Origin of the sequence: Streptomyces sp. WM6378, assembly GCF_001279695.1 — a bacterium.
Lineage (GTDB): Bacteria > Actinomycetota > Actinomycetes > Streptomycetales > Streptomycetaceae > Streptomyces.
The window spans coordinates 1-9,998 of sequence record NZ_LGDD01000053.1; the positions used below are offsets into that span (position 1 = coordinate 1).

The 9,998-nt window shown below is 69.5% G+C and carries 9 protein-coding genes; 1 reads left to right on the forward strand and 8 read right to left on the reverse strand.

Translation table 11 applies throughout. The features are described from left to right. Nucleotides 1-315: 315 nt before the first annotated feature. The 8 genes from ADK54_RS07810 to ADK54_RS46680 all read right to left on the reverse strand — a co-directional run bounded on the left by ADK54_RS07810 (nt 316) and on the right by ADK54_RS46680 (nt 7,913). Nucleotides 316-1,281: a DUF11 domain-containing protein gene (locus ADK54_RS07810; RefSeq protein WP_053724805.1), complete on the reverse strand. Its 966-nt coding sequence runs from the start codon at nt 1,279-1,281 to the stop codon at nt 316-318. A 1,359-nt stretch (nt 1,282-2,640) separates the two neighbouring features. Beyond that, nucleotides 2,641-3,471: a PxKF domain-containing protein gene (locus ADK54_RS07815; protein WP_053724806.1), complete on the reverse strand. Its 831-nt coding sequence runs from the start codon at nt 3,469-3,471 to the stop codon at nt 2,641-2,643. An 820-nt stretch (nt 3,472-4,291) separates the two neighbouring features. Beyond that, on the reverse strand, nt 4,292-4,690 hold the full coding sequence (locus ADK54_RS07825; protein WP_053724808.1) for an STAS domain-containing protein: 399 nt from the start codon (nt 4,688-4,690) through the stop codon (nt 4,292-4,294). A gap of 976 nt (nt 4,691-5,666) precedes the next feature. Beyond that, on the reverse strand, nt 5,667-6,167 hold the full coding sequence (locus tag ADK54_RS07830) for a nucleoside 2-deoxyribosyltransferase (protein WP_053724809.1): 501 nt from the start codon (nt 6,165-6,167) through the stop codon (nt 5,667-5,669). Between the two features lie 124 nt (nt 6,168-6,291). Beyond that, the gene (locus ADK54_RS07835; protein ID WP_053724810.1) at nt 6,292-6,909 is read right to left on the reverse strand and encodes a class I SAM-dependent methyltransferase; all 618 of its coding nucleotides are present in this window, start codon (nt 6,907-6,909) and stop codon (nt 6,292-6,294) included. An 11-nt stretch (nt 6,910-6,920) separates the two neighbouring features. Beyond that, nucleotides 6,921-7,133: a hypothetical protein gene (locus ADK54_RS46670; protein WP_199826893.1), complete on the reverse strand. Its 213-nt coding sequence runs from the start codon at nt 7,131-7,133 to the stop codon at nt 6,921-6,923. An 11-nt stretch (nt 7,134-7,144) separates the two neighbouring features. Beyond that, entirely contained in the window at nt 7,145-7,375 is a 231-nt protein-coding gene (locus tag ADK54_RS46675; protein WP_199826894.1) for a hypothetical protein, read from the reverse strand. Beyond that, nucleotides 7,368-7,913 carry a thymidylate synthase gene (locus ADK54_RS46680; RefSeq protein ID WP_199826895.1) on the reverse strand — a complete coding sequence of 182 codons (546 nt, stop codon included), beginning with the start codon at nt 7,911-7,913 and terminating at the stop codon, nt 7,368-7,370. The genes ADK54_RS46675 and ADK54_RS46680 overlap by 8 nt, the downstream gene beginning before the upstream one ends. Before the next feature lie 342 nt (nt 7,914-8,255). On the opposite strand from ADK54_RS46680, the gene ADK54_RS07845 reads away from it, so the two are divergent. Continuing rightward, nucleotides 8,256-9,287, forward strand: coding sequence for an alcohol dehydrogenase catalytic domain-containing protein (locus ADK54_RS07845; RefSeq protein ID WP_053724811.1), 1,032 nt, complete (start codon nt 8,256-8,258; stop codon nt 9,285-9,287). Nucleotides 9,288-9,998 lie beyond the last annotated feature (711 nt).

The following is a 9,998-nucleotide window of genomic DNA, read 5'->3' on the forward strand; positions in this document are numbered from 1 at the left end:
CGTCCCGGACGGACACAGGCCGATTTTCCCGCCATCACGGCGGCCAGCGCAGCGGCCCCAACTACTGAACGGAAAATCAACGGTCCGATGGGCAGGCGGCAGCATCCGGGCCGCTTGCGGACCGGATGTCGGTGGGGCGGGCGGTCAGGCTGATGTCGGGGTGAGGGCGACCTGGCGGCCGAGGGCCTGGAGCTGGCGGACGAGTTCGGGGGTCTTGCGGGTGGGGTCGAGATGACGCCGGTGGCGGTTGGTGCGCGGCGGGCGGGGCCCGGGCGGGTCCAGTGCCTGGGCGCTGGACCCGCTGGTCGGAGGAGTTCAGGAGGAGGTCTTGGTCACCTCCAGGTCGGCCTTGGGCCGGGTGACGCCGCCGCCGGGTGGGTCGGCGGGTGTGGATTGGTTGTTGCCGGGGTTGGGGTCTTGGGTCCCGGAGCTGGAGGAGGCGGTGTTCTTGAGGTCCTTGCCGTCGCCGGTGTAGGCCGGGTCGAGCTTGACCGTGAACGTCCAGGACTTGGCGGCGCCGCTGTTGATGGCGGCGGTGGTGCAGGTGACGGTCCGGCCGTTCGCGGTGCATCCGTCCTTCGACGAGACGAAGGTGAGGGGTGTGGGCAGGGTGTCGGCGGCGACGGCCTTGGTTGCGTCCGAGGGCCCGGCGTTCTGGGTGGTGACGGTGTACGCGAACTGCTCACCCGGCGCGACCTTGTTCGTGCCCACTGCCACGAGTTTCGTGGTGAGGTCGGCGGTGGCCTTGCCGATGGTGCCGCCGCCGGGCAGCGCGGCGGAGGCGGTGTTGTTGGTGGTTTGGGGGTCGTCCGTGTCCGAGGTGATGGTCGCGGTGTTCTTGAGGTCCTTGCCGTTTCCGGTGTAGCTGGGGGCGATGCGGGCCTGGAGTGTCCATGTCCTGCTTGCCCCGACGGCCAGTTGGCTCACCGGGCCGCAGGTGACCTTCTGGCCTGCCGCGGTGCAGCCGTCCTTGGAGGAGATGAAGGTCATCCCGGTGGGGAGGGTGTCGGTGACCTTGGCGTTCTTGGCGACGGACGGGCCGATGTTCTTGGCTTTGAGGGTGTAGGTGACGGTGCCGCCCGGGGGGACGGGCCACTGCGCGCGCAGGCCGTTGCGTGCTGTCGTGGCCGTCATGGACAGGTCGGCGCCATGCTTGGCGGGCGAGGGGAAATCTGCGGTCTCGGCGAGGACGGCGGGTGCGGTACACCACGGCGCCGCGCAGGCGAGCGCGGCCACCACGGTGACGGGCAGCGGGTGCCACCGTCTCTTGGTCGTCGTCATGTGGGTTTGTGTTCTTCCTCGGTCGTGTCACGGCTGTTCGGGCGCGTGTCGGGAAGCCCGGCGGTGCCCTCGACGCCGTGGCGTGGGTGGGTACGGCCGCTGTCCGGGGACATCGACGGTCGTGATCCGGACCGGGCCGCCCGCGAAGGGAACAGGCAGTCTGGCCAGGGAGGTTCTGGAGGAGGTCTTCGTGAGGTTCTGGTCGGGCAGTCCTCGACGTCGCCCGCCTTCTTGTATTCGCCGGTGGGCAGCGGCGCGTTCACGGCGCCCTCAAAACGAGGAGCACGTATAGAACGTCACAAACTGTGCCTATTTAGACTAAAGAAGGCATAGTCGGAGGTGGGGGTCGTGCGCCCGCTGTCCGCCGGGAGCCTCCCGGGCCGCGGGCGCGGCCACAACAGCGAAGGGTGCGGCTGTTGTTGGGTGCGCGTGGTCACGCAGCCTGATCACGGGCACCCGACAAGAGCCGCACCCCAACACGAACGTGCTCGGCCGCCGGTGCCACCGGCGCGGACGCGTATATGCGGTGCCGGCCCGGGCGGCGGGGGTGGTGGGTGTGCGGGGTCCCGGGTCGTGTCCAGGCCTCTGGCCCCTGGTGCACTTTCCAGTGCCCCGGGCTCAACTGCTCTGCGCAGCCCCGGGTTACCTCGCTTCCCCCGCCCGGTCCATTGCGCACCCGGCGAGCTGCACGGCCCACGGGGCTCTGACCCAACTCGGTCCGGATGGCCCACTGATGGAGCCGGATGGTCTCACCGGTGCGGACGTCGCCGCCGTATGTTGAACGTGCAAGGTCTCGTTTCGGAGTGGCCCGGTGCCTCGCTCTCCCGCAGAGGAATCCACCACCGCCCTCGGAACGGGGCGGGCCGCTCAACAGGGACGGCGAACGATCCTGTCGAGTGCACGCCACTGCCAGGGAGCTGGGGCAGTGACCGGGAAGCCCTGCGGCGCCTGGCACTCCACGCCCGCCGTAGGGCTTGTCCCGCACCTGCACCGCACCCCTTTCCGTACCCGTGCGGGCCGGGGCAGGTCCGGTATCCGGCACTGTCTGACGTCGTGGTCCGGCCCGCCAAGACGGAGGAGTCGGGGAGGCTCGAGCGGTCGTCATGCCGCAGGGGCCGCTCCGGGACTCCTGTGCACTTCCATCTCCCTTGACCGCTCCGTGCAACGGCCACCCCTGCCCCTGGTCACTGGGCTGCCGGTGAAGTTCGTCCACCGTGCTCTTGAGTCAACCAGATCAGCGGCCGGTCCGGGACGGGTGTCCCGGACCGGCCGGGGGGTGCGGGGTGGGCGCCCGGCTTGGCCATCTGCCTCGCGGGTGTGGCCTGTTGGCGGTAGGGGCCGGGTGGGTGTCGTGTTGGGTCAGTTGAACTTGAAGCCCGCGTAGTGGTCGCTGTTGTCGTTGAGCTTGAGGTCGAAGGTGCGGCAGGTGTTCTTCCAGGCGCTGTCGGTCTTCCACACGTAGGTGTAGGTGTCGGTGGCCGTGTCGTAGGTCAGGCTGGACTGGCCGGCTCCGGTGGTCTCCTCGACGGGGTCGAGGGGGGCGCCGGTGTTGCAGGTGACGTTCTGCGAGACGGGGTAGCCGGTCGCGAAGATGTTCAGGCCCTGGTTGCCGCTCAGGCTGAACTTGACGGGTACGGCCCGTCCGGCCTTCATCGTGTTGACGGTGGGCGGGTTGTCGACCGGTTGGAAGAACCCGGTGAAGGTGAAGACCGGGCCGGCCGGGGTGATGGTGGTGGTCGTGCTGTCGGTGTTGTCGGGCATGGCTTGGAGGTCGGCGTTCGCTGTCACGGTTCCGGCCGCGGTCGGCAGCACGGTGGTGGTGACCGTGAAGGCACCGGTGCCCGGGTCGGCCGTCGGGTCGCACTCGGCGTGTGTGCCGGAGGTGCTGCATGACATGAGGGAGTTGGTGGTGGTGGCGCCGGTGAAGGTGGCAGCGGCGCCGCTGAGATCGATGCTGACGAAGCCGTGGCCGCCCTGGGCCGATGTGTCGGCGACGGTGACGGTGTAGGTGTAGGCGGTGTTGGCCGGGACGGATCCGGCTGGACCGGCGATCTGGATGATCGCATCGGCGTGGGCTGTGCCGGCGGTCGCCAGCAGCCCGGCCGAGCTCAGCGCGGCTGCCGAGAACAGGACGGTCAGTCTGCGCAGCAGCCGCACGCGGGGGCGGCGGGCAGGAAGGGGGAGGGACACGGAGGAACTCCGTTCTGCCGGCAGCCGTCATGGCCGGGCCCGGCAGATCCGGGATTCCTCAGCGGTACGGGCCGGCGGTGGTACGCGATGAGCGGGGCCGGGGCACGCACCGGGGCGCGGAACCGGGCCCCGGCGAGGTGCTACCCAGCCGTGCGATCACTTGAGGTGACCGCCTGGGTGTTCTGCGCGCTGCCTGCCCACCATCCCGCCCCCCCAACGGCGTGTGCCAGGGACAAACGGCCCACTCCGCGTACCGATAGGCCCTCACCGGGAACTGACTCACCGACACCGCACCAACCTGTTCATTCCAGCCCGGTGAACGGCGAGTTGAGGCCCAGCCCTGACCGCCATGCCACCAGCCCCCTGCCTCCCGAAGGGCCACAGCGGCTACCGGCCACGCAGCCCGTAGCGCCGGTGCGTCCACCACCACGCCGATCCGATGGAGAGAGGAGCCCTGGAGCTGGGCTGAAGGGCGAGCGTGGGGGTCGGTGTGCGCGGCGAACGCCGGCAGGAGGAGGGTGGGGGCATGGACCGGCTTCGGTCCTGTGGTTGAGCGGGGTAGTTCCATTGGGTGCTTTGCTTTCTGACGGCCAGCTCCGGGAGATCGCTGCCATCGTGCGGGCCGTCAGTGACGGGCACGGGTGGCGTACGGGTGTCTTGTTGGACCGGTTCGTGGTGAGCGCTGATCTGCCCGCGCTGTTGGCGCTGCGGGAGGCTCTGGAGGACGGATTGTCGGACCGGCCCCGTCGCGGATGACCAGGCACTGGCCACAAGGGTGTGCTCGCCCTCTGCGGGAGGGGGCGAGTGCCCTCTGAACGCGTCAGCCCCCGTCGTGCGGTTCGTGTGCCATGGCCTCCTGCACCGTGGCGACCGGGCGGAGAACCGTGCAGAGCCCTGCTGCTTGCAGGATCCGCAGGTGCCACGGGTGTGTGCAGACCAGCCCGATGGTGCCGCCGGTGTGCAGGGCCCGGCGTCGGGCGCGGCAGATCAACGCGAGGGTTGAGCAGTCGAGGAAGAGGGCGGGCCGCAGGTCAACGATCACGCGGGCACCCGCAGTTGAGGTCGCTGCATCCAGCTGTTCCCGGACGGCGGGAACCGAGCAGAGGTCGAGTTCGCCGTGGAGCTCCACCACGGTGTATCCGTCGAGGGTGTAGGTGTGTGCGCTTCCCTGTGCTGCCGGGGCCTGTTCTGTGTGCGTGGGTTGGGTTTCGTCCGGCATGGCAGTCCCCCGGTTGAACAAGCCCCGCATCGGCGGGGCGTGGCTGGCTCAGGCAGCCACCGGGGTCTGGAGTGACACCCGCCACGGTAGAGAGGCACTGGGGTGCAGAAACGTGCAGGCAGTCGCTGATTCATCCGTGCGAGCGGTGCCGGCTCCAGCAGCCCGCGCGCCCCGCGGCTGCCCGATAGGGTCATCGGCCAGCGCAATCAGGAGCCGGCACGACCACCACCATCTCCCCGCCGGTCGACAGTCAGGGGCCGTGCCCCTCGACCACGGGGCACGGCTGCGGGAGTTGCCAGGCGCCTCCAGGGGAGACCCATGAGCTCCTGCCGGCAACCCAGAGCGGAGCGGGACAGCGTTGATGGGCGTGTAACCGGCCAGCAGGGGGCACTGTCCGCGGCTTCTCCACGTAGGAACAAGGGCGGGGCTCTGCGTCGTCATCGGCGAGTTGGCGGGGCATGGTGGCGAATGACGGTCACCAGGGTCGATTCCATGGCCGAAAGCCATGGGGCAAGGTTTCGGGCTCGGCGTATCCGCCCTACGCTGCCCACAGAGGGGTGCAGTCCACCCACTGGCAATACTTGGAGTGGTGACTGCGCACTTGCTGCTCTCCCGGACCCCGAGGCGGCACACACACCACGACAGACAGGCCAGCTGGAGCCGCAGCACCGACTCGGCGGCTCCAGCCGATGCCCGTCCGGTGACTTCAGGGCAGGGATTCCCGCATCCCCGCTGCCGGAAGGGCGCCTCGCGCGGGGGACGTTGGAGGGGAGCTCACCGTTCCCCGCGCATGAGGCCGCCGCCCCTTCAGCCGGGGCGGCGGCCGTCCCGGGCACTCACACCCAGCATCCCACCGCGCTGCCGAACAGGAGCAGTACTCGCGGGCCCAAAGCACAACCTTGGTGCACAACAGCGGACTTGGATCTGGCCCGGCTGCGGGTGACGCCGAGGGCCTATCAGTCCCTCGGCTCTCAGCTCAGGTGCCGGTGCCCGTTTCCATGCCGTGCTGGGCGAGTCGGTTGACGGTGTTCAGGACCTTGGCGGCCAGGGATTCGGTGTCGCTGATGGTGAGATAGGTGACGTCGGCGATGGTGTGGAGGCCGCGGACGAGGAAGGCGTAGTCCGCTTCGTCTTCGAGGAGGAGGACGATCGGTTTGCCGAGCGCGGAGGCCCAGCCGATCTCGATGTGGGTGCCGGGGGAGGCGGGGTGGCCGGGGAAGGCGATGAAGACGGTGCTGGCGGAGATTTCGTCGTAGTCGAGGCGGGTGCACTCGTCGGGGGTGAGGAACTTCGCGCCCAAGGACTCGCGGCGGTGGGCGTTGTAGACGTGGTAGCCCTCGGCCTCCAGGCGCTCGATGAGAGCTTCGAAGCGGGTGCGGGCTTCGGTGTTCATGACGCCGTTGGCGTCGACGAGGCCTTTGAAGGGGCCGGCGAGGAAGACGCTGCGGGTCTGCTGGACGGCCGTGGTGGTGGTCACTGCTTGACTCCCGTGACGATGAGGAACGGAGGGTGGATGGCCTCGGCCGGGTCACTGGAGGCAAGGGCCGAGGGGTCGGTCAGGATCGGCTCGTCGATGCTCAGGTCGGTGAAGCCCGCCTCTGTCAGGACGTCGAGGTAGGTCTGGCGGGGCCAGTGGTGGTCGATGAGCTCCAGCGGGTGGCTGCCGCCCGGCTGGTCGAGGAGGACCTGGCGGCGTTCTCCGGGGGCGCAGGTGCGGCCGGGCTCGCCGCTCTGGAAGGTGGAGAAGGGGATGCCGTGGTGCCCGGGTTGGTGTCGAGGACCGTGTAGCGGGCGCCGGGGCGCAGGACGCGGTGGACCTCGGCGGCGATCTCATGCAGGAGGGGGAGTTCGCCGATGTTGATGAAGACGTAGCAGGACATGGCCGCGTCGGTCGAGTTGTCGGCGAGGAAGGTCAGTTTGCCGCTGTCGATCTGCCGGTAGTCGAAGCGGGGATGGGCGCGGCGGGTGCGGGCGATCTCCAGCATGCGGGGGGAGATGTCGGCTGCCACGACCTGGACGATGCCGTCGGCCTCGGTGATGCGGGTGGCGACCTTGCCAGGGCCGCATCCGCAGTCGAGGACCGTGCGTACGGCGGGGGTGCCGATGCCGAGGGCGCGGAACACGGCCGGGTAGCCGATGAGGCGCTCCGGCAGGTCGTCGTAGGCGTCGAAGCCGTCGGCGACGGCGGTGGTGTTCTGCCAGTGGGTGCTGGTTGACATGGGTGGGCCTCTCAGACGGCGGCAGGGGCAGGGGCGGTGTTCGGCCAGCGCTGTTCGACCAGGCCGCGGTAGAGCGGAGACAGGAGGGACAGCTGGTCTTCGCCGACGGGTTCCTCGTGCCGGATGCGCCGGTGGATCTCGAACAGGACGAGGACCTGGGTCCAGTACGCGGGCAGGCCATATGCGGCAGGATCGCTGCCGAGCCGGTGGCGGTTCTGCCTCAACTGCGCCTCCATCACGAGGACTTCGCGTACGTAGGGCCAGTGTCGCCCTCAGGCATCGCAGGGAAGCGCCAGGGCGGGACTGCGGCGGCGGAAGGGTCGGCCAGGACCTCCAGGGCCCGTGCGTGGTCGGGGTCGTACAGGTGCAGGGTTCCGACCTGGTGCACGTACGAGCCGAGGGGGACGCCGAGTTCGCGGGCGAGCATCTCCTGAAGGAAGGTGAAGGAGAAGACGTCGCTACACATCCCGCGGTAGTACGTCGTTGGCGCGCATGAAGCCCACGCCGTGCAGAGCGCCCTCGCGCAGGAGGAACTGCAGACCCAGGGTGCAGGAGACGTCCGGGTTGCCGGCCACCTGGAGCTCTTCGCCCCGGAAGATCTTGATGACGGCCCGCTTGGAGTCCGGGTCCTCGCGGGGGGTCTCCACGACGGCCGGGCACTGATCGGGCCGCCCCGCCCCGGCGCCGAAGAGGGCGCGGCCGTACGCGGTGCCCGTCAGCCGGTGCCCGTCGGCGGAGTACTTGCGGATGCTGGGCGCGTAGTGGGCGATGAAGTCGAGGTCGTCCCGCCCCGCCAAATACCACAGTGCCTCGGCGAAGTTGAAGACGATGTTCAGGCGCCGGGCGGGCACGAACGCCACCCGCTGGTCCGCCTGCGCGAGCCGGAACCGGACGCCGAGCTGCTCGCGGCTGGCGTAACCGCGCGGAGCGTTCTGGTAGGCGGGCTCGTCGATCAGCCACCGCAGCATGCGCGGGTAGGCCTGGTGAAACGATTCGAAGTCCACGTATCTGCTCTCTGGCGCTGATGATCCACTCACGTCGGAAGGTAAGCGGGCGGCAGCCCGGCACACGGACGTGCGACCTCTCCCTGTTCCGGCCAGCTGACGGCGAACATCACAGGTCAGGGGCGGTATGCACACCGGATGCACGCATGATCCGGTACTCGGGCCAGGCCGGGGCAACCCGCCCAACGGGTGAATCGGCAGCCACAACTCCATACATCCCCGCAGGTCAGCGACGGGAGAAATGTCAATCCAGCTCCCCATGGACACAGGAGACGCTCCGCCGTGTGAAGATCCCGAAGCGGAGACCGCCGGACAACTCGGCGGGCGGATCTGGAGGTCACGATGACCGGCACGGTGATGTCGGCTGCGGTGCTGCACGCTCTGGGCAAGCCCCTCACCACCGAAACCCGGCCGCGCCCCGTCCCTGGACCGGGACAGGTACTGCTCCGTGTCAGGGCTGCAGGTCTCTGCCACACCGACCTCCATCTCGCCGACGGCTCTGCGATCACCCCGCCGCTGCCCATCGTGCTGGGGCACGAGATCGCCGGCGAGGTCGCCGACGTCGGTGAAGGAGTCAGGGTCAGGACCGGCGACCGGGTCCTCGCGTACTACTACGAAGGCTGCGGGCACTGCACATGGTGCATCGACGGCTCGGAGAACCTCTGTCCGAACCCGGCAGCGAAGGTCGGTGTCGACTCCGACGGCGGACTGTGTGAGTACTACCTGGCCAGCGCCCGCTCCCTGGTGCCGATCGCGGATACGGTCTCCTTCGCCGAAGCCGCTGTCCTCGGCTGCTCGGGAACCACCGCCGTCCGAGTCGTCCGTTCCGTGGCCCGCACAGCCCCGGACGAGACCGTCGTGGTCATCGGAGCGGGCGGAGTCGGCCTTGCCGTCGTCCAGGTCGCCGTCGCCGACGGCGCCCACGTCATCGCCGTCAACCCGCACGCGCCGAGCAGGGAACAGGCGCGGCAGTACGGGGCGGACACCGTCATCGACCCGGGCGACGGCGACCCGGTCGCAGCCGTGCACGCGGCGACCGCAGGGGCAGGCTGCCACGTGGTCATCGACACGGTCGGGAACGAGTACACCCCTGGACAGGCCGTGCGGATGGCGCGGACCCGGGGCATCCTCGTCGGCTACACAGGAAGGCCCGCCACCCTGGACGTGCTCGACGTCGTCGTACGGGAGACCGAGATCCGCGGCTCCGTCGGCGCCACCCTTGCCGATGCCCACACCGTCATGGAGATGGCTGCGGCAGGCGTCCTGCGGGGCTGTGTGGAAGCCGAGTACCCCCCTGGAGCAGGTCAACGAGGCCCTCACCCGGCTCGCCGACGGCAAGGTCACCGGACGTCTGGTGATCATCCCCTGGCGTGAGCCGCCCCCGCGGAGACCTCCGGGCGCCCACTGGCCGGGCCCCTCAACTTTACTTTTAACCGTTCTGGCGCGTCTCGTGGGCCGGAACGGTCTTGTTCTTCTTGGGCGTTGGAGTCTTCTTCCCCACTGGGTGGCGGGTGTGGCGCGGTCGGTCGCTGGGCCGAGGCGACCGACGGTTGCCGTCGGGTGTCTCCCCTCGCGATGCCCTGAGACGCAGATACGGAGGGCAGCGGTCGGCCATGCCCCGTTGACTGTTGGGTCAGGTGTGCCGGTGGGGGAGACTGGGCGGGTGACCACAGACCCACGCAGTCCCTTGGGCAGCGACACGCCTTCCTTCAGTTCTCCCGAGCCGGCACATCCGCGTCGGGAGCCGCGCTCCGCGGCCGACGCTCCGCCCGCTACCTTCCTCGAGCCCCGGCTTCGGCCTGACCCGGCGGCCGACGCACCCATACCCTGACCACGCGGCAGGATCTCCCTGCCCGACTCCGGGATGCAGCTGCGCGATCGTCTGCTCGCGAGGGCGGAGCAGAGGCGCGCCAGGTCCTTGCGCCTGTGGACCCTCCCGGGGGTGGATCACCCGCCCGCCGGGTGGACCGCAGTGCGGCAGCTGCGGCTCATGAACCCTTCAGGAACCTCAAATAGAACGCCGCGAACACCAGGACGATCCCGACGTTCACCATCAGCCGCTCCCAGAACTGGTGCCTGAAGAGC